Genomic DNA, 18,412 nt, shown 5'->3' with positions numbered 1-18,412 from the left:
CACGTTTCTTCGTCTTCGGCGCCGCGGCCGATTCGCTTGCACTAGGAAATGGCGATTGCGGATCAAATGCAATCGGCCGTAGCATTAATTGTTCGGCCGACAGGTGTTGTCGATTTCGCTGACTATTTCCAGTTGTCGTGATTCGCCGGCAAATCTCAATAACGCCCTCATCATAAGCATGCTCTCCAATCGCGTTCGGCAAGGGCGGAGAGCAAATTTCTTCCGTATCGGTCTTTAGCGACGCGGGCCGAGACGGATGCGCATGCCTTCCATGATCCTTTCGGCCGTCCGTCGAACCGGAACGGTCCATTGGGCGAGAAGTTCCATCGACAGGCGATAGGCCGGGCCGGTGATCGAGACGCCGCCGAGAAAAGTCCGATCCTCCGACCAGATGGGTGCGGCGACGCAGCGGATGCCGGCCTCATGCTCCTCACGATCGAAAGCATAGCCCTGATTGGCGATCTCGCGGATTTCGGCGAGTAGACTTGAGGGAGAAGCATGGGTGGCGGCGGTAAAGCGAGTGAAATTCACGCCGGCGAGGAGATCGGCCAGGCTCTCGGCCGGAAGCAACGAAAGGGCGGCCTTGCCGACGCCGGTGCAGTAACAGGGCGAAGCATTGCCGATCTGCGAATACATCCGCACCGGCTGGCGGCCTTCGACCTTGTCGAGATAGATGATCGACTGCCCCCTGAGAACACCGAGATGCACGGTCTCTCCGGTCGCCTGCTGCAGATCGGCAAGGTGCGGTTCGGCAATGAGGCGGAATTCATTGCGCGCCCAGCTGCGGGCGGCGAAATCGAGCAGGCGCAGGCCCGGCGAATAGCGGCCGTCGCCGTCGAGCTCGAGCAGTCCTTCCTCGACGAGGTGGCTGAGCTGGCGATGCAGGGTGCCGCGCGGCTGGCCGGCGAGCGACAGGATATCGGTGAACCGCAGCGGCGCGTCCGCATGGGTGACGAGATCGAGCAGCACCATCAGCTTGCCGAGCGTGCCGGTCTCGCGTGCCTGTGCCATGCCGTCGCCGCTTGCATTCATCGTCTCATCCGCCCTTGACAGAAAGGGCAGCATAATTCGATAATTCCATATAGTCAAATTAAGTTCCAAATAATGGAACATCGGGAGGAGACGATGACCGTGACGTCAGCCCAGTTTCCGGAGTTCAGAGACCGAACCGTACTCGTCACCGGCGGCGGATCAGGCATCGGTGCCGCGATCGTCGAAGGCTTCGCGCGCCAGGGCGCCAAGGTGTCCTTCATCGACATTGCCGAGGCCGCCGGCAACGCGCTTGCCGAAACTCTGTCGGGCCAGACCGCCCATCCGGTTTCCTTCTATCATGCGGATCTGCGCGACATCGAGGCGATTCGGCGCACCGTCGATCGGGTCGTTGCCGCTTCCGGGCCGATCCGGGTGCTCGTCAACAATGCCGCCTGGGACGACCGCCACGAATTCGACGCGGTCACCGAGGCCTATTGGGACAACAACCAGGCGGTCAACCTGCGGCATGTATTCTTCACCTCGCAGGCGGTCGCGCCATCGATGCGGGCGGCCGGCGGCGGTGCGATCGTCAATATGTCATCGATCGCCTTCAAGCTGAACATGGGCGGGTTTCCCGCCTATGCGGCAGCAAAGGCGGCGGTCGTCGGCCTGACGAAGAGCATGGCAGGCAGGCTGGGCCCGGAGAATATCCGGGTCAACTGCATCCTGCCCGGCATGGTCGTCACCGAACGGCAGATGCAGTTGTGGCTGACCGAAGAGAGCATCACCCGCTCGGTCGAGCGGCAATGCCTGAAAGTCCCGCTCAAAGCCGATGCGATCGTCGGCCCCTGCCTGTTTCTTGCATCCGACTGCGCGGCCGGAATGACCGCCCAGTCCCTGATTGTCGATGGAGGCGTTTTGTAATGGCTAATCCGGCTTATGTCGCGGTGGACTGGGGCACCAGCAGTTTCCGGCTCTGGCTGATGGCCCAGGACGGCAGCGTGCTTGCCGAACGCCGCAGCGGCGAAGGCATGACCAGCGCGGCAAAGACCGGCTTTTCCGCCGTGCTATCAGGCCATCTCGCCGCCATCGCGGCGCCGGAAAGCCTGCCGGTGATCGTCTGCGGCATGGCCGGCGCAAGGCAGGGCTGGGTTGAGGCCGGTTATATCGACGTGCCCGCCCCGCTCGGCTCGATCCTGACTGCCGCCGTCCGCGTGCCGGGCGAAAGCCGCGACATCCGCATTCTGCCGGGCCTTGCCCAGCGGGATGCCGCGGCACCCGACGTCATGCGCGGCGAGGAAACCCAGCTTCTCGGCGCCCTCGGCGGCACAAGCGTCGGCGCTCAGGCGGTCTGCATGCCCGGCACGCACTCGAAGTGGGTGCATGTGACGGATGGCGAGGTGACCGGCTTTTCCACCTTCATGACCGGCGAACTCTTCGACGCGATCAGCAAACACACGATCCTGTCGCATGCCGTTGCCGGGGCCGAGGAGCAGCCGGCCGATGCGGCAGCCTTCGGGGCAGCGGTCTCGGCCGCTTTCGCCCGCCCGGCCCTTGCCTCCAACCTGCTCTTTACCGCTCGCTCCGGGCAGCTCCTGCACGGAATTTCCGCCGCGGCCGCGCAAGCGCGGCTCTCCGGCACGCTGATCGGCCTCGAGATCGCCGGCGCACTGCAGGATGCCGCCAACTCTGGCATCACCCTCGTCGCTTCCGGGCGCCTGCAGGCGCTCTACGAACAGGCCTTCAAAACCCTCTCCCTTGCCTTCACCGCCATCGATGCGGACGCCGCCGTGCGCCGCGGGCTATCGGCCGCCGCCGAAGCCATCTGGCCGAATTGAGAAAGCTGACACGATGAACCGTATCCCCTTCCCCGACATGAAGCACCCGTTGATCGCCATCCTGCGCGGCATCCGGCCGGACGAGACCGAGAGCGTCGTCGGCGCGCTGATCGACAACGGCCTGACGGCAATCGAAATTCCGCTCAACTCGCCGGAGCCGTTCAAATCGATCGAGATCGCCGCCAAGATGGCGCCCGCCGAGGTGCTGATCGGCGCCGGCACGGTGCTGACGGTCGAGGCCGTCGACAGCCTGAATGCGGCCGGCGGCAAACTGCTGGTGACGCCGAATGTCGAACCCGAGGTAATCATCCGGGCGCGCCAATACGGCATGGTGACGATGCCCGGCGTCTTCACGCCGACCGAGGCACTGGCCGCAGCGCGGGCCGGCGCCACCGGGCTTAAATTCTTCCCGGCGAGTGTGCTGGGTCCTTCCGGGATCACGGCGATCCGGGCGATCCTGCCGCCGGAACTGACGATTGCCGCCGTCGGCGGCGTATCGGATAAGAATTTCGCCGATTACACCAAGGCCGGCATCTTCGCCTTCGGCCTCGGAACCAGCCTCTACAAGCCGGGAATGACCGCGGCAGAGGTTGCCGAGCGTGCCAAGACGACCATTTACGCCTATGATGCAGCCATGGGAGCGTGAGCGTATGACCGACATTTACGAGTTCGAAGGCAAGACCCTTTGCAACACCAATTCCGTCCTCGGCGAAGGGCCGACTTATGATCCGGACAGCAATACGGTCTGGTGGTTCAACATCCTCGGCAAGGAGTTGCACGAACTCAGGCTGGCGACGGGGGAGAAAAAGGTGCATCCGCTGCCTGTCATGGCAAGCGTGTTGGCCCGCATCGATGCCGGACGGCAGCTAATCGCGACGGAGGAAGGGCTTTTCGTCCGCGACGTGGCAAGCGGCAACCTCACCTTCTACGCCGCGCTCGAAAATGACAGGCCGGAAAACCGCTCCAATGACGGCCGCACCCATCCCTCCGGCGCGCTCTGGATCGGCACGATGAGCAAGCGGGCGGAAAGCCAGGCCGGCGCCATCTATCATGTCGCGGCCGGCAAGGTGACGAAGATCTTCAACGGCATCAGCATCCCGAATTCGATCTGCTTCTCGCCCGACGGTTCGATCGGCTATTATACGGACTCCCGCATCAACCGGCTTATGCGCGTTATGGTCGATCCGCAGACCGGCCTGCCGGCGGGCGAGCCGATCGTGCTCGTCGACAGCATGAACGAGCCCGGCGACATCGATGGCTCGGTGGTCGATGCCGACGGCTATATCTGGAATGCCCGCTGGGGTGCCGGCGTCGTCGATCGTTACAACCCCGATGGGCTGCGCATCTCGCGCTACAAGGTTCCCGCGGTCCAGCCATCCTGCCCGGCCTTCATCGGCGTCAATGCCGACCGGCTCGCGGTGACGACAGCCTGGGAAGGGCTCGACGAGGATGCCCGTTCGGCCCAGCCCTCGGCCGGCGCGCTGCTCGAACTCGGCATCGAGGTCAAGGGCGTGTTCGATCCCCCCTATGTGATCTGAGACGGCCTCTGGCGACCACCATTCAAGGCGCTCCCGAGCGGGGGCGCCTTTTCGTTTCGGCCACCATTCATCGATAAAAGTTCCGTGAAAATCGAGAAATTTTCCGTGTTTTCAATCGGAACCAATCAGCGCACCGCTCATTTTCCCTACGAACCGGCACGGCAAGGATCATTGCCGGGTCAGCGCTCACACTAGGGAAATGAAAGTAGGTTCGACATGACACGCAAGTTTTTGACGACCGTTGCCGCTGGCGCCCTGTTTGCCACGGCTTTCGCACCGGCGGCATTCTCGCAGACCGCGCCGCAGCCTGCGGATCCCGCCGCGACCAATCAGGCAGCGCCGGCCGATCCGGCTGCACCGAAGCCGGTCACCCCTGACGTGACCAAGCCCGCAGGCGATGCTGCGCAGGCTCCGGCCGCAAAACCGAGCACGGATATGGCTCAGGCCACCTATCTGACGGAGCAGGCTCCGGATCAGATCAGCGCCAACTCCTATATCGGCCAGTCGGTCTATAACGGCAACAACGAAAGCATCGGCAGCATCAACGACCTGATTCTGAAGAAGGACGGCGGCATCGTCGCCGCAATCGTCGGCGTCGGCGGCTTCCTCGGCATCGGCGAAAAGGATGTCGCAGTTCCGATGGAAAAGATCACCGTTGCCCAGAACACCCAGGACGGCAGCCTCAAGCTGACGACCAGCGAAACCGCTGAGTCGCTGAAGGCCGCGCCTGAGTTCAAGACGCTGGCAATGCAGGCCGCCGAAAAGGCCCCGGCCGCAACGGGTACCGATACGACGGCAACCGGCTCGACCACGCCTAAGTAAACCGCGCGCGGTAGTATAGCGTAGGCGATGGCGCTCCTAGGGGCGCCATCGCTTTTCTACTTCACCTGATTGCGAGGGCAAGACCGCGGCACACTTTTGCTGGAATTTGGTTTGCCTGCTCTGCGCAATTGCGGACGCAAAACCGCTGCGCACTTTTGCTGGAATTTGGTTTGCCTGCTCTGCGCAGTTCCGGACGCAAAACCGCTGCGCACTTTTGCTGGAATTGCTTATGCGCTGACGCGCTCGGTGATTGCCGTGTCGTAGTAGTTCTCGTGCAGGAAGCGCAACGTGGCAATGCCGTCGGCCGGGCGGCCGAAATGATAGCCCTGGCCCATGCCGCAGCCGAGCGTGCGCAGTTTCACCGCCTCGGCGTAATCTTCTATTCCCTCGGCCACCACTTCCAGTTCCAGGCCGTCGCACATGGCAAGGATCGCCTTGATGATGTGTTCGGAGGCGCGGTCGGAATTGATGCGCGAAACGAAGGCACGGTCGATCTTGATCTTGTCGAAGATGAAGTCGCGCAGGCGTCCGAGGCTCGACTGGCCGGTGCCGAAATCGTCGAGCGAAATGCGCACGCCGGCGGCGCGCAGATCGGCGATGATGCGGTGGGCGGTGTCGGCCGATCCCATCACCGCCGTCTCGGTGATCTCCAGCTCCAGACGATGCGGATCCAGGCCGACCCGGCCCAGGATCGACAGGATGCTGCCGCTCGTGCCCGGGTCCATCAGTTGCGCCGAAGAAAGATTGAACGACAGAAAAAGGTCGCGCGGCCAGGAAAGCGCTGCTTCGGCGGCCTTGCGCAGCAGCGTTTCCGACAAGGCGTCAATGAAACCGCGCTCTTCGGCAAGCGGCACGAAGACGCCGGGCGAAACGAAGCCGAGATCGGGATCGTTCCAGCGCGCCAGCGCCTCGAAGCCGACGACCTGATTGTTTGATAACGAGACGATCGGCTGGAAATGCACGTCGATCGCGTCTGAGATGATGGCGTTTCTCAGCGCCTGCTCCAACTGCGTGGCGCGCTTCATCTCCTGGGCGATCTCACGCGAATAGACAGTGATCTGGCCGCGGCCGCGGCGCTTGGAGCGATAGAGCGCGGTTTCGGCGCTCTTCAGCAGTTCCTCGCAGTCCTCTCCGGCAAAGGGGTAGATGGCAAAGCCGAAGGCGGCGGAGAGACGGACGTTGCGGTCGCCGAGATCATAGGGCGCCGACAGCACCTCGCGGATCATCTGGCCGAATTTCTCCGCACTCGCCCGCTCGAAGATCAACGGCAGCACGAAGGCGAATTCGTCGCCGTCGTGCCGGGTGACCAGCGCCCCGTCCGGAATGCAGGCCTTGAGGCGGTGAGCGACCTGGCAGAGGATCTCATCGCCGGCCGAAGAGCCAAAAAGATCGTTGATCGGTTTGAAGCTGTCGAGGTTGGCAATGCCGATCGTGAAAGGCGCCGGATCGCTGGCGCGCTCGGCGGAAATCTGCAGAACCTTCTCGCGCATGCGATTGCGGTTTCCCAACCCGGTCAGCGGATCGGTATAGGCCATCGCCTGGAGCTCACTGTGACTGACGGCCAGGGAAGCCGTTTCCGCCGATTTCATCATCCAAATCCGAGCTTTCCTCCGCAGTCGAGCAGAGAATGACCGGCATTTCTTAACAATTCGCTAGTGAACCAGCCGCCCTGACGGCTCGATCCGCCCCAATATCGGGGGTGACGCTGTCAGCGAGAGCAGGATGCCGTTACGAGAAGTCGGCCGCAGTTTCAGTGTCACGCGCGCGTTCGAACCCGAACGCCCTCTTCCACCAAATATTTCTGAAATACCGCCTCGAGCATGTCGGGGCTGACGGGCTTCATGATGACGTCGTCCATGCCCGATTTGACGCATTCGGCTCGATCGCGCTCGAAGGCCTGGGTGAGCACGCCGATGATCGGGGTGCGGGCTGCGGCCCCGCCTTCCTCCATCTGCCGGATCAGGCGCGCGGCCTCGAAGCCGTTGAAGCCCGGCAGAGAAATGTCCATCAGCACCACCTGCGGCCTGTGTTCGGCCCAGAGGCGCACGACCTCGTCGCCGGTCGCAGCGATCATATGGCGATAACCGAGACCCTCGAGGATCTGTGTGAAGACGATCTGGTTGATATCATTGTCTTCGGCGACGAGGACCTGCAGGCCGACCGTGTCGTCCGAGATGCTGATGTCCCAATCCCCATCCGTGCCGGCGCCGTTGTTGCGGCTGTTGCGGTTGAAATGGCGGGCGATCTGAAAGGTGAGCTCGTTGGCGATCTGGAAGCCGTCCACGACGAGCGCCGGTATGCCGTATTGCTCGGCAAGCTCGAGGCAGCGCATGCCCATCTGATTGTCGATGATCAAGAGATCGAGCGAGAGGCCGGAGGAGGTGGCGATTTCCAGGAAGCGCTCCTCCTCGTCCTCACCGCGCACCGAACAGGATTCGAAGCCGTATTTCGACAGCGTCCGCAAAGCCGCGGCCTCGGCGGCGAGGTCGGCGGTGACGACGAGGATCTTGCGGCCGGAGAAATTCTCCGGAACGATCGCTTCCATCGCCGCCGGTTCGCGGCGCTCCACCGCGCTCTGCACCGGTACATAGGCGCGGCGATAGCTCTGGTTGGCAGAGGTGGTGACCGCCGAGGCGCGTTGGAACTCGTCGAGATCGGCACCGTCGCGCGGCAGGTCCTGCATCGTCGACACCAGGAAATAGCGGCCGGGCTTGCCGATACGATGCTTGCGGGTGACGATGTCGCGCTCGATGCCATCGCGGGAGATCTGTCGCTGGCGGGAAACCGACATTTCCCCCGACTCCAGCACGTGGCGGTCGCTCTCTTCGAAGCGCTTGGCGATCTCAGGCGAAAAGAGATCGCCGCTCTTGCGCCCGAGCACCTCGTCGGCGGTGGTCTGGTATTTCTCACAGAAGGCGAGATTGACCGCGACGTAGGTAAGATTGCGGTCCTTGACGAAAAGCGGAAACGGCAGATTGTCGAGAATGTCCTCGGTGAGTTGCACCCGCTCCAGATCCGAGCGCCACTGCTCCTCGCGCTTCTTGTCCTCAGAAATGTCGGAGATGATCGTGACGCCATAACCGCCCGGCAGCCTGCGCTTGACGAAGCGGACCCAGCTGTCGGCGCCATGGCGCTCAACGGCATCGAAGCGCTCGCGCCAATGCGAGGCGATCTTCTGCGACAGCCAGTCCTCGCGGCTGAGTGAGCCGCCCTGCTTGACATCATATTGCTGGCGAACGCCGGTATCGTAGATCGCACCCAGGAAATCGCGCAGCCGCGTGCCCGGCTTCAGCATCTCCGCCCGCAGCGGGAAGAATTCGAGGATCTGGCGGCTTGCGAAGATCAGATGATCGTTCTTGTCGTAGATGATGAACGCAGCCGAAAGGCTGTCGCACACGACATCGAAAAGCGCCGTCTGCAGATCGGCCTCGGCGGGCGTCGCGTCGATTTGCGATGACGTGTCCGCCGTTTCGAAGCCGGCACTCATACTGTTGCGTCCCACATCTGTTCGATTTTTCACAGCTTCCGGAGGTATATGAATAAAAATGCCATTTTTCTATTAAAACCGACTTAACACTACCGACCGCCGAAAACTGGGGAGTCGCAGATCGGGCTTTTGTAAAGCCTATGGAATCCCCTTCCCTCCTGCCCGCGAATCCTCGAAAATAGCCCATGACCATCAGACAGCTTTCCGAAACGCTCATCAACCAGATCGCCGCCGGCGAGGTCATCGAACGACCGGCGAGTGCCGCCAAGGAACTGATCGAAAATGCGCTCGATGCCGGGGCGACGCGCATCGAGATCGCCACGGCAGGCGGCGGCAAGGCGCTGCTGCGGGTCAGCGACAACGGCTCCGGCATGGAGGCGGCCGATCTCGAGCTGGCGGTCCGGCGCCACTGCACCTCGAAGATCTCCGAGACGCTCGAGGACATCCGCACACTCGGCTTCCGCGGCGAGGCGCTGCCGTCGATCGGTTCCGTCGCCAGGCTCAGCATCGCCAGCCGCAGGCGCGACAGCGCCGGCGGCCACGAGATTGCCGTTGCCGGCGGCAAGATCGTGCATATCAGGCCGGCCGCCGCCAATCCCGGCACGATCGTCGAAGTGCGCGACCTGTTCTTCGCCACGCCGGCGCGGCTCAAATTCCTGAAGAGCGAAAAGGCCGAGGCCGGCGCCATTACCGAGATCGTCAAGCGTATGGCGATCGCTTTTCCCGCCGTGCGCTTCGTATTGTCGGGCTCGGACCGTACGACGCTGGAATTTCCGGCGACCGGCGACGACCATCTGGCGCGCATGGCGCAGGTGCTCGGCAAGGAATTCCGCGACAACGCCATCGCGCTCGATGCCGTGCGCGAGGACATCTCGCTCACCGGCTTTGCCGGCGTGCCGACCTTCAACCGCGGCAACTCCGCTCATCAATATGCCTTCGTCAACGGCCGGCCGGTGCAGGACAAGCTGATCCTCTCGGCGATCCGCGGCGCCTATGCCGAGACGATTCCTTCAGGACGCTATCCGGTGGCGGTGCTGTCGATCAGGCTCGATCCCGCGCTCGTCGACGTCAACGTGCATCCGGCAAAATCCGACGTGCGCTTCCGCGACCCGGGCCTGGTGCGCGGCCTGATCGTCGGCGCCATCCGCGAGGCCCTGGCGCGCGACGGCAGCCGGGCGGCGACAACAGGGGCGAGCGACATGCTGCGCGCCTTCCGCCCCGGCTTCCAGCCCTATGCCCAGCGGCCGCAGGGCGGATGGTCGGCCGAGACCTCACCCTTTCGGCCCTACCAGCCGGCAACCGGTCTCAGTGATCGGCCGCAGGCGTCCTTCGACGGGCTGTCGATGCCGACGGCACGGGCCGAGCCGCAGCCTTCGCTGCGGCCGACCGCACCCGAACCGGCCGCCGCCGAAACATCCGGGCGCTATCCGCTCGGCGCGGCGCGGGCGCAGATCCACGCCAACTATATCGTCGCCCAGACCGAGGACGGGCTCGTCATCGTCGACCAGCATGCCGCGCATGAGCGGCTGGTCTTCGAGGCGATGCGCAAGGCGCTGCATTCGAAGCGGCTGGCCTCGCAGGTGCTGCTCATTCCTGAGATCATCGACCTTCCCGAGGAGGATTGCGACCGGCTGATGCAGCATGCGGCCGAGCTTTCGGAACTGGGTCTGGCGATCGAGCGTTTCGGCCCCGGGGCGATTGCCGTGCGCGAGACGCCGGCCATGCTCGGCGAGGTCGACGCCCATGGCCTCATCCGCCAGCTTGCCGACGAGATCGCCGAATGGGACACGGCGTCCGGCCTCTCGGCCAAGCTCGAATATGTGGCGGCGACCATGGCCTGCTACGGATCGATTCGTTCCGGACGGCGGCTGCGGCCGGAGGAAATGAATGCGCTGCTGAGAGAAATGGAAGTGACGCCCGGCTCCGGACAATGCAATCACGGTCGGCCGACCTATATCGAATTGAAGCTCAGCGATATCGAACGGCTTTTCGGCAGAAGCTAAAAAAGCTGGCAATGCCGCTGTTGCGGGAGTATGGCAGACGCATGACAGGCAGCAGGGAACGGAGCGCATGAATTTGTTCGAAGGGCACGGAAACCGCGAGGCGAAGATCCGCTATCTCGACGGTGATTTCCAGATTGTCTCGCCCGGCTCCTACGTCGTCTGCGCGATCACGGGAAAACATATTCCGCTCGACGAACTGCGCTACTGGAGCGTCGCCCGCCAGGAGCCCTATGCCGACGTGATCTCGGCGATCGAAGCCGACAAACGCGCCGGCGTGCTGCCGAACCAGCGGCGGTAGGGCGGGGCCGCGTTTAACCGGCGCGCTCGAGACGCTCTATCCCCTTCAAAGCGCGCAGCTTTGGGGACGGCAGAGACATCGCAAGCGCTGCGGCGGAGACGCCTACGAGGGCCTTCGGGGGTTGGCCGATGCGGATGGTCTTCTCGTCTGCGGCGCCGAGTTGTTGCCGCTAGAAAATCCGCTCAGGTCGCCCGGCGACCGGAAGGCACCGGCTCGTCCACGGCGCCTTCCGCATCGACTGGCCAATAAAGCTCCGGGCCACAGAGTTCCACGATATCAATCCGATAACGAGGTGAGACTTGCTTCGCGGCTTTGGCGACCCACAGGAGCAACGGTTCACTTGAAGGATGCCATATTGTCGGGCGTTACGAGGGCGGCGCCGGAGTCGATCAAAGACTCAACCTTTTCTCCGCGTATCGATTTCACCAGGGCATCCACGCCGAGCTCAGCCATTTTGGTGGGGAACTGCGCTACCGACGCGTCCTCGACTCCACTCTTCAGCGCTTCCTCCTCGCCACAGCAGAAGTCGAAACCGACCAGTACAATCTTGTCATTGGCAATGCCGGCATTCTTGATCGCCCGCGCTGCGCCAGCAGCGGGCGGACCGCAGGCGGCATAGATCGCCTTGAGGTCCGGGTTCTTCGTGAGCAGATCCTCGGCGACGCTGATACCGAGTTCCTCGGTGCAGTTTGTCGCGCCTTTTCCGACGATCTTGACGTCAAGGCCGTTCAGGCCTTCCAGCATCCCCTTCACACGGTCATCAAGCGCCGGCACGCCGGGCACGCCCTCGAGAATCCCAAGCGTGTCTCCGGCTTTAAGAACAGTTTTGAGGTATTCGCCCGCGATTTTGCCCGCGGCGAAATTGTTGGTCGTGGCAAGCGCCGTCCTGCCGTTCCAATCCGGGATATTATTATCCATCAGCACGACCTTGACGCCGGCGGCAACCGCCTTATCCAGAGCAGTGGATACGGTGGGATCGACCGGGGTAATGGCAATGCCCTGCACGCCTCGCGTCACCATGGACTCGATCTGCGCAATCTGGCCCTCGATGTCAGTTGCCGACGTACCCTGCCCGTAAATGATCTCGACGCCGGGATTTCTCTTCGCATAGTCCTTCGCGGCGTTCTCCATTGTTGCAAAGAACGGTACGGGGAATTTGGTTATGAAGCCGAGCTTGATCGGCTCCTGCGCCAAGGATGGTACTGCAGCGACGGCCAGGATCCCCAGGGTCCCCAGCAGGAAATGCCGTTTCATGATACACCTCCCATGTTCGACCGCTCTCCTCTAGAGCGATCTCGTTGTTCGCTGCCCCAAACGAAGCAGCGATCTCCCTCAAGCCCCGGCGCCGACAATCATCGCGACAAGGTCCTGCTTATTCGCTTCCGTTGGCTTCAGTTCACCGACCTTGCGACCTTGGCGCAGCACGACCGCCCGATCGGCGATCTCGACGACGTGTTCCATATTGTGCGTGATCAAGATCACCGCATTGCCGGCGGCTTTAAGCTGATTGATCAGATCAAGAACCTGGCGGGCCTCGCGAAGGCCGAGGGCCGCCGTTGGTTCGTCGAGGAGCACGAGCTTGCGCGCAAAGACGATGGCGCGCGCGACCGCGATCGCCTGTCGCTGCCCCCCGGACATCAGTGCGACCGGCGCGTCGAATCTCGGCAGCTTGACCTTCAGGCGATCGATGACGCTTGCTGCCTCCCGCCGCATCATGCCCGAGTTGAGGAAGCGGAGCGGACGCGGCAGCCAGGAGGGAAAGGCGATCTCCCGGCCGCAATAGAAATTCTGTACCGGAGTCAGGTTGTCGAAAAGCGCCAGGTCCTGATAGACGGTTTCAATACCGGCGCGGCGGGCCGCCGCCGTTGAATTGAGCCATACGGGAGCGCCGTCGACAAGAATTTCTCCTTCGTCGAGACTGTGAAGCCCGCTGATGCATTTGACGAGCGTTGACTTGCCGGCGCCGTTGTCGCCCAAAAGAGCGGTTACCTCACCTGCATATGCATCGAAGCTTATGTTTTTCAGGGCATGAATCGCCCCGAAGCGCTTCTGCGCGTTTCGTACCGAAAGTGCCGGTGTCGTCGATGCAGGGCTCATTGTATTCTCGCCGTTTGAAGCACACGCGCGCGCGCCTCGAGATGGTTGCGAAGCACATCGGCCTCTACGGCAATGACGATGACGAGCCCAATCGCGATCATTTGAAAGAACACGTCGACGCCGAGTAAGTTAAGGGCGTTGCGGATAACGCCGATCAGAACGGCGCCGATCAGTGCGTGGCCGAGATGGCCCCGGCCGCCAAGGAAGCTGGCGCCACCGATGATCACCGCAGCAATGGTGTCGAGCTCCAGGAGATTGCCGTAGATTGGCGAGGCGGCGGCGGTCCGTCCTGCAAGCAGCACCGCGCCGACACCTGCACAAAAGCCGCAGATGATGTAGGTTGCGAGCAGAACGCCCTTTACCGGTATACCCATGCTTCTGGCGGCATTCGGCGAGCCGCCGACCGCATAGATCCATCGGCCAAAGACCATCGATTTCGTCAGGATCAGAAAAAGAAACGCGAATATGGTGACGACAAAGAAAGAGTTGGGCACGCCAAGCGTCGTACCGCCGCCGATCACGGCAATCGCATCAGGCATCCCGCGCATGGTGGTGTGGCCGGGAGCCAATGAAAGGGCCAGGCCGCGGCAAATACTCAAGGTCGCAACTGTTATAATGAAGGGGTGCGGCAGCCGGCCATAGACAAAGACCGCGCCGTTTATCGCCCCGACAACCGCACCTGCAAGCAGCATGGCCACGATGACGACGATCGAGGAATCAACCTGCTGGTAGGCGAGTCCGCCGATGACCGTGGCTAGCGCCAGGTTCGAGCCGACAGACAGGTCGATCCCACGGGTCAGGATAACGAGCTGCTGTCCCATCGCCACAACAGCAATCACTGCGGTTTGCGCCAGGATGTTGCCCAGGTTGACGGGCTTTAGAAAGGCCGGCGTGATCAAACTGACGACGGCGATCAGCAGAACGAGGATCAACAGTGGGCCCAGGCTCAATAGCTTCAGCCCCCATGAGATGCCAGATTGTCTCGGATGGAAGGTCGCATCCTGCGAACCCCCAGGCCGGGACGAATTCTGAGGCAGAATCCCGGAGTCTTCCAAATTCCCCTAGCCTCCCCCGTTCTTTATACATAAGAAACATATGATACACGTACGTCAACTTGTTTTTTATAGATAGATAATCATACCAGAGGTTGCCTCATGAGAATGGATACGACCTTCAAGCGGGCCTTCAACGACATGATCGATCTTCTTCGGACGCTCGATCCTGGAACGGAATTGCCGTCCGAAAACGCGCTGCGCGCCCAGCTTGGCGTCAGCAGAACGACGGTGCGGAAGGTGCTGGCGGGCATGTCCGCCCGCGGGGTCATCGCATCCGAAGCGCACAGACGGATCATACGTGAGCACCCGCAGCAGACAGAGCGCTATCCGAAGGAGCAGACCCTAGCCATCTCGGAACAGGTCGAGACGAGCTTCATGGAGTGGATGCTGCGCGACAATGCCTGTCCGGGCACGGAGATCAACGAGGCGGAACTCGCGAGGAAATTCGGGGTCGCGACAACGATCGTGCGTGAGTTTCTCAATCGATTTCAGAAATATGGGCTGATCGAGAAACGTCAGAATGCCGGCTGGGTTTTCAAAGGTTTCACCGCGAATTTCGCACTCGAACTGTTCGAGATCAGGGAGATGTTCGAAATGCGCTCCGCGCGATTGTTCGCCACCCTGCCCGACGGCTCGCCCATCTGGAAGCAGGTCCGTGCTATGCGGGCGGCACATTTGGAGCTGCTGGCGGGTATCGACGTCCGGTTTCAGGATTTCTCGGAGCTCGACAGCCGATTCCATCGGCTCATTGCGGCGGTCGCGCCGAACCGCTTTATCGAAAGCTTCCAGGACGTGATCGCCATCGTCTTCCACTATCACTATCAGTGGAACAAGCGCGATGAGCGGACGCGCAATGAAGTCGCCATCAGGGAGCATCTCGCACTGATCGACGCCCTTGAAAGCCGCAATATCGCCTCGATCGATCGGGCTTGCCGCTCGCATCTGACCTCCGCCCGCGAAACCTTACTTCGCTCGATCGCGTGACGCCGCCGCCGCTCCGAGGCTGGTGGAAACTTTGCCACGTCAGCACGCGTTACAGCGGTTCAGCCTTGCGTGGAATGGCTTTATCCCCCGCCTTCATCTCCCGCAGACGGCGCTCGCGGCAGGCGACGATCGCCCGGTCGATGATCAAGCCCGGAGCGAGGTGATCGTCGAAGACCATGTCGACCTCGATCACCCGGCACTTTTGCGCCAGCTCTTGCGCCTTGCCGTGATGGCCGGACAGGCGGACGAAATCCTTCGAGGTGGTCACGATCAGAAGATCCTGGCGCTCGGCGGTCGTCAGGATATCGCCGATCTCTTCCTCAGTCAGGTGCTCGTGGTCGCCGAAGGTCTTGGCGACGGCGATCTCGGCGCCGCGCGATTCGACGGTGCGGAAGAATTTGGCGGGATCGGCAATGCCGGCAAAGGCCAGCACCCTGATGCCGGCGAGCCGATCGTCGCCACGCACCTTGAGCGATGCAGTGAAATAGGGCTTTGCCGCACGCGCCGCCATGCGGACGATCCTGTCGGCGGCATGGCCGCCACCGACCTTCAGCAGGGCCGTCGCCGACCGCAATTGCTGGGCGATCGGCGCGCGGACCGGGCCGGCCGGCACGATATGGCCATTGCCGAGGCCGCGCGTCGCGTCGATGACGAGCAGGGCATAGTCGATCGCCAGCCGGGCGCTCTGGAAACCGTCGTCCATGATGATGAGGTCGGCGCCTTCCGCCACCAGCCGCGCGGCACCCTCGACACGCCGGCGGGAAATCACCGTCAGCGCCTCCTGGGCAAGCAGCAGCGGCTCATCGCCGACGGCGACGGCCCGGTGATGATGAGGATCGACCACCGTCGTCACGTCGAGCGAACCGCCGTAACCGCGGCTGAGAAAGCCGGGTTTCAAGCCTTTCGCCTTGGCGGCGCGGGCGATCGTCAGCGCCGTCGGCGTCTTGCCGGCGCCGCCCACGGTGAAATTGCCGACGCAGATGACGGGAATGGATACGGAGGCGCGGCGCGCATGGGCCATGCGGTGGCCGGCGACACGGCCGTAGAGAAAGGAAAGCGGCGCCAGCACCCAGGCCCGCCAATCGGCTTTCCTCCACCAGAACGGCGGCGCTTCGGATATCATCGTGCCGTCCTGCTCCCCTGCCCGGCTTCAGAACCGGCCCCTTGCTATTCGACCGGCGGATTGAGAGGCCAAAACCGGTGAAAATGCAAGCCCTTGCAAAGATCGCGCGTCGTTCAGGCCAGTTGCAGGTCGGGCAGCAATGTCTCGATGGCGGTGATATCGTCGAGCACATGATCGGCAGCGGCGGCAAGCGAATCGCGCGAGCCGGTGCCGGTCAGCACGGCGATCCTGAGCCCCGTTCCCGCATTCAGGCCCATATGCAGATCATGATTATTGTCGCCGACCATCGCGACCTCTTCCGGCAAAAGACCGGTCGCGGCGCAGAAGCCGAGCACCATGCCCGGTTGCGGCTTGACGCCGAAGCCGCTGTCATAGCCGGCGATGTAATCGACATAGCCGGCAAAACCGAAACGTTCGGCCGTCTGGCGGATCGACCGCTCATTGTCGCTGGAGGCGACGCCGAGCTTGAAGCCGCGCCGATGCAGCCTTGCGAAGAAGCAGGCAAGATCGGTCACCGGCACGGAAAATTCGGCGGCGCCGGAAAAGAGATCGTCGAGACGGATCGTCAGTTCGCCGACAGCAACCATCGAGCCGGCGGCGACGAGCCCCTCGGCGATCTGACGGGTATTGCCGGCGGCGAGCAGGCTGTCGGGAACGATATGGCCGGTTACCGGATCCATGCCGCAGGCTAAGAGCAAACGGTCCGCGAGAAGCGGATCGCCCTCGGCGGCAATGCGGGCAAGCTCGCGATTGACCGGCAACCAGCTCTCGTCATAATCGAGCAGCGTGCCGTCCTTGTCGAAGAGGATGCCTTTGATACGCGCCGAGCCGGACATTACGCCTCCTCAGAACTGGGCGACGGCCCTGGGCAACAGGCGCGCCTTGACCGTCAGCGGATTGATATAGGGTTCCAGCCCCTTGACCGTCGCCGTGAGAGCGCCGCGCATCTCGTGCACGGTGGCGATGCCGGCTTCGATCATGGTGCGGCGGGCTTCGTCGTTGGTCAAAAGGTAGTGCACGCCCTTGGCCAGCATTTCGGTATCGCGCACCATGCGGGCGCTGCCGCTGCGGGCAAGCTTCTGATAGGCCTCGCGGAAATTCTGCACATTGCCGCCGGAGAGGATGGCGCAGCCAAGCATGGCCGGCTCGAGCGGGTTCTGGCCGCCTTCGGCAAACAGCGACCGGCCGACGAAGGCAATCTCCGTCAGGCGCAGATAAAGACCCATTTCGCCGATCGTGTCGCCGAGGAAAACATCGATGTCGGCGGACAGGATGTCGTCGCGGGTGCGGCGGGCGACCTTGAGGCCCTGCTTGACCAGAGCCGCCTCGATCTCGTCGCTGCGCTCGGGATGGCGCGGCACGATGATCGTCAACTGGCGATCGCGTTCCTTCAGGGCGCGATGGACGATGCCGGCGGCATTCTCCTCGCCGTCGAAGGTCGAGATCGCCGCCCAGGTCTTGCGATCGCCGATCTGCTTCTTGTAGCGGGCGAGGACAGCGCTGTCATAGGGCGGAGCGTCGGTATCGACCTTGAGGTTGCCCGAGGTGATGACCGGAACGGCGCCGAGATCGCGGAAACGCTCGGCATCGACATCCGACTGGGAAATGACGAGGGCGAGATTTTCGAACAGGGCTTCGGCGATCGACGGGCGGCGGCGCCAGCGGGCAAAGGAGCGGTCCGACATGCGGGCATTGATCAGGATCTGCGGGATACGGCGGCGGCCGAGTTCCAGCACGGTTGCCGGCCAGATCTCGGATTCGGCGATGATGGCGCAATCGGGCTGCCAATAATCGAGAAAGCGGCTGACAGACGGCTTCAGGTCGAGCGGCACATATTGATGGATCGCTTCATCGCCGAGGCGCTCGGCGGCAAGCCTGGCCGACGTGATGGTGCCGGTCGTCAGGATGACGTGGATATCGCGGCGGCGGATTTCGCGGATCAGCGGAATGACGGCATTGGTTTCGCCGACACTTGCGGCATGAAACCAGACGAGCGGACCCTGTGGCCGGTTGGCGCTCGGATAGCCGAAGCGTTCCAGGCGGCGCGCGCGGTCTTCCTTGCCCTTGGCCGTGCGGTAGGTGATATAGAGGCCGACGACCGGAGAGGCTACGGTTCCCGCCAGACGATATGCGCTCAGACCGAACCGCGCCATCCGGGAGCTCATTGCGCCAGCCTCCGATCCAAGACGATCGAC

The 18,412-nt window shown here is 62.8% G+C and carries 17 protein-coding genes; 8 read left to right on the top strand and 9 right to left on the bottom strand.

Annotation, left to right across the window (positions count from 1 at the left end):
* Window positions 1-234: 234 nt before the first annotated feature.
* Window positions 235-1,032, bottom strand: coding sequence for an IclR family transcriptional regulator (locus tag J2J99_RS04530; protein WP_168297637.1), 798 nt, complete (start codon window positions 1,030-1,032; stop codon window positions 235-237).
* 93 nt (window positions 1,033-1,125) lie between these two features.
* Here J2J99_RS04530 and J2J99_RS04525 point away from each other — a divergent pair, with 93 nt between their 5' ends.
* From J2J99_RS04525 to J2J99_RS04505, 5 genes are all read left to right on the top strand, one after another.
* Window positions 1,126-1,896, top strand: coding sequence for an SDR family NAD(P)-dependent oxidoreductase (locus J2J99_RS04525; RefSeq protein ID WP_168297638.1), 771 nt, complete (start codon window positions 1,126-1,128; stop codon window positions 1,894-1,896).
* Complete coding sequence (locus J2J99_RS04520) at window positions 1,896-2,810, top strand: 2-dehydro-3-deoxygalactonokinase (protein WP_168297639.1); 915 nt, start codon at window positions 1,896-1,898, stop codon at window positions 2,808-2,810. Before J2J99_RS04525 ends, J2J99_RS04520 begins: the two co-directional genes overlap by 1 nt.
* Window positions 2,811-2,823: 13 nt before the next feature.
* Entirely contained in the window at window positions 2,824-3,456 is a 633-nt protein-coding gene (locus J2J99_RS04515; RefSeq protein WP_168297640.1) for a 2-dehydro-3-deoxy-6-phosphogalactonate aldolase, read from the top strand.
* Between the two features lie 4 nt (window positions 3,457-3,460).
* A complete protein-coding gene (locus J2J99_RS04510) occupies window positions 3,461-4,348 on the top strand; it encodes an SMP-30/gluconolactonase/LRE family protein (protein ID WP_168297641.1) in 888 nt (295 codons plus the stop codon).
* A gap of 216 nt (window positions 4,349-4,564) precedes the next feature.
* Entirely contained in the window at window positions 4,565-5,170 is a 606-nt protein-coding gene (locus J2J99_RS04505) for a PRC-barrel domain-containing protein (protein WP_168297642.1), read from the top strand.
* A gap of 227 nt (window positions 5,171-5,397) precedes the next feature.
* Here J2J99_RS04505 and J2J99_RS04500 read toward each other — a convergent pair whose 3' ends face one another.
* Both J2J99_RS04500 and J2J99_RS04495 read right to left on the bottom strand, forming a co-directional pair.
* On the bottom strand, window positions 5,398-6,762 hold the full coding sequence (locus J2J99_RS04500) for a putative bifunctional diguanylate cyclase/phosphodiesterase (RefSeq protein ID WP_168297643.1): 1,365 nt from the start codon (window positions 6,760-6,762) through the stop codon (window positions 5,398-5,400).
* Between the two features lie 164 nt (window positions 6,763-6,926).
* Window positions 6,927-8,657 carry a response regulator gene (locus J2J99_RS04495; RefSeq protein WP_168297644.1) on the bottom strand — a complete coding sequence of 577 codons (1,731 nt, stop codon included), beginning with the start codon at window positions 8,655-8,657 and terminating at the stop codon, window positions 6,927-6,929.
* 185 nt (window positions 8,658-8,842) lie between these two features.
* Between J2J99_RS04495 and mutL the strand changes: the two genes are divergently transcribed.
* Entirely contained in the window at window positions 8,843-10,660 is a 1,818-nt protein-coding gene (gene mutL / locus J2J99_RS04490) for a DNA mismatch repair endonuclease MutL (protein ID WP_168297645.1), read from the top strand.
* A 67-nt stretch (window positions 10,661-10,727) separates the two neighbouring features.
* Window positions 10,728-10,958 (top strand): DUF2093 domain-containing protein, encoded by a 231-nt coding sequence (locus J2J99_RS04485; protein ID WP_168297646.1) that lies wholly within the window; start codon window positions 10,728-10,730, stop codon window positions 10,956-10,958.
* Window positions 10,959-11,294: 336 nt separating this feature from the next.
* Here J2J99_RS04485 and J2J99_RS04480 read toward each other — a convergent pair whose 3' ends face one another.
* The 3 genes from J2J99_RS04480 to J2J99_RS04470 form a co-directional block, all read right to left on the bottom strand.
* The gene (locus J2J99_RS04480) at window positions 11,295-12,212 is read right to left on the bottom strand and encodes a sugar ABC transporter substrate-binding protein (RefSeq protein WP_168297647.1); all 918 of its coding nucleotides are present in this window, start codon (window positions 12,210-12,212) and stop codon (window positions 11,295-11,297) included.
* A 78-nt stretch (window positions 12,213-12,290) separates the two neighbouring features.
* Window positions 12,291-13,055 carry an ATP-binding cassette domain-containing protein gene (locus tag J2J99_RS04475; RefSeq protein ID WP_168297648.1) on the bottom strand — a complete coding sequence of 255 codons (765 nt, stop codon included), beginning with the start codon at window positions 13,053-13,055 and terminating at the stop codon, window positions 12,291-12,293.
* Entirely contained in the window at window positions 13,052-14,110 is a 1,059-nt protein-coding gene (locus J2J99_RS04470) for an ABC transporter permease (RefSeq protein ID WP_205918931.1), read from the bottom strand. Before J2J99_RS04470 ends, J2J99_RS04475 begins: the two co-directional genes overlap by 4 nt.
* Window positions 14,111-14,209: 99 nt before the next feature.
* On the opposite strand from J2J99_RS04470, the gene J2J99_RS04465 reads away from it, so the two are divergent.
* Window positions 14,210-15,094 (top strand): GntR family transcriptional regulator, encoded by an 885-nt coding sequence (locus J2J99_RS04465; protein ID WP_168297650.1) that lies wholly within the window; start codon window positions 14,210-14,212, stop codon window positions 15,092-15,094.
* Between the two features lie 49 nt (window positions 15,095-15,143).
* On the opposite strand, the gene lpxK is transcribed toward J2J99_RS04465, so the two are convergent.
* The 3 genes from lpxK to waaA all read right to left on the bottom strand — a co-directional run bounded on the left by lpxK (window position 15,144) and on the right by waaA (window position 18,382).
* Window positions 15,144-16,217 (bottom strand): tetraacyldisaccharide 4'-kinase, encoded by a 1,074-nt coding sequence (gene lpxK / locus J2J99_RS04460; RefSeq protein WP_168297651.1) that lies wholly within the window; start codon window positions 16,215-16,217, stop codon window positions 15,144-15,146.
* 113 nt (window positions 16,218-16,330) lie between these two features.
* The gene (locus J2J99_RS04455) at window positions 16,331-17,053 is read right to left on the bottom strand and encodes an HAD family hydrolase (RefSeq protein WP_168297652.1); all 723 of its coding nucleotides are present in this window, start codon (window positions 17,051-17,053) and stop codon (window positions 16,331-16,333) included.
* Between the two features lie 9 nt (window positions 17,054-17,062).
* On the bottom strand, window positions 17,063-18,382 hold the full coding sequence (gene waaA, locus J2J99_RS04450) for a lipid IV(A) 3-deoxy-D-manno-octulosonic acid transferase (protein WP_168297653.1): 1,320 nt from the start codon (window positions 18,380-18,382) through the stop codon (window positions 17,063-17,065).
* Between the last annotated feature and the right edge of the window lie 30 nt (window positions 18,383-18,412).

This window comes from Rhizobium binae (genome assembly GCF_017357225.1).
GTDB lineage: Bacteria > Pseudomonadota > Alphaproteobacteria > Rhizobiales > Rhizobiaceae > Rhizobium > Rhizobium binae.
This window is presented reverse-complemented; position numbering and strand designations above follow the sequence as displayed.

What these genes read in the sequence shown, in the direction of transcription:
- lpxK (WP_168297651.1), bottom strand. Translation starts at nt 16,217, where the DNA reads ATGATATCCGAAGCGCCGCCGTTCTGGTGGAGGAAAGCCGATTGGCGG.
- J2J99_RS04520 (WP_168297639.1), top strand. Translation starts at nt 1,896, where the DNA reads ATGGCTAATCCGGCTTATGTCGCGGTGGACTGGGGCACCAGCAGTTTC.
- waaA (WP_168297653.1), bottom strand. Translation starts at nt 18,382, where the DNA reads ATGAGCTCCCGGATGGCGCGGTTCGGTCTGAGCGCATATCGTCTGGCG.
- J2J99_RS04480 (WP_168297647.1), bottom strand. Translation starts at nt 12,212, where the DNA reads ATGAAACGGCATTTCCTGCTGGGGACCCTGGGGATCCTGGCCGTCGCT.
- J2J99_RS04525 (WP_168297638.1), top strand. Translation starts at nt 1,126, where the DNA reads ATGACCGTGACGTCAGCCCAGTTTCCGGAGTTCAGAGACCGAACCGTA.
- J2J99_RS04455 (WP_168297652.1), bottom strand. Translation starts at nt 17,053, where the DNA reads ATGTCCGGCTCGGCGCGTATCAAAGGCATCCTCTTCGACAAGGACGGC.
- J2J99_RS04475 (WP_168297648.1), bottom strand. Translation starts at nt 13,055, where the DNA reads ATGAGCCCTGCATCGACGACACCGGCACTTTCGGTACGAAACGCGCAG.
- J2J99_RS04505 (WP_168297642.1), top strand. Translation starts at nt 4,565, where the DNA reads ATGACACGCAAGTTTTTGACGACCGTTGCCGCTGGCGCCCTGTTTGCC.
- J2J99_RS04465 (WP_168297650.1), top strand. Translation starts at nt 14,210, where the DNA reads ATGAGAATGGATACGACCTTCAAGCGGGCCTTCAACGACATGATCGAT.
- J2J99_RS04510 (WP_168297641.1), top strand. Translation starts at nt 3,461, where the DNA reads ATGACCGACATTTACGAGTTCGAAGGCAAGACCCTTTGCAACACCAAT.
- J2J99_RS04530 (WP_168297637.1), bottom strand. Translation starts at nt 1,032, where the DNA reads ATGAATGCAAGCGGCGACGGCATGGCACAGGCACGCGAGACCGGCACG.
- mutL (WP_168297645.1), top strand. Translation starts at nt 8,843, where the DNA reads ATGACCATCAGACAGCTTTCCGAAACGCTCATCAACCAGATCGCCGCC.
- J2J99_RS04515 (WP_168297640.1), top strand. Translation starts at nt 2,824, where the DNA reads ATGAACCGTATCCCCTTCCCCGACATGAAGCACCCGTTGATCGCCATC.
- J2J99_RS04495 (WP_168297644.1), bottom strand. Translation starts at nt 8,657, where the DNA reads ATGAGTGCCGGCTTCGAAACGGCGGACACGTCATCGCAAATCGACGCG.
- J2J99_RS04485 (WP_168297646.1), top strand. Translation starts at nt 10,728, where the DNA reads ATGAATTTGTTCGAAGGGCACGGAAACCGCGAGGCGAAGATCCGCTAT.
- J2J99_RS04500 (WP_168297643.1), bottom strand. Translation starts at nt 6,762, where the DNA reads ATGATGAAATCGGCGGAAACGGCTTCCCTGGCCGTCAGTCACAGTGAG.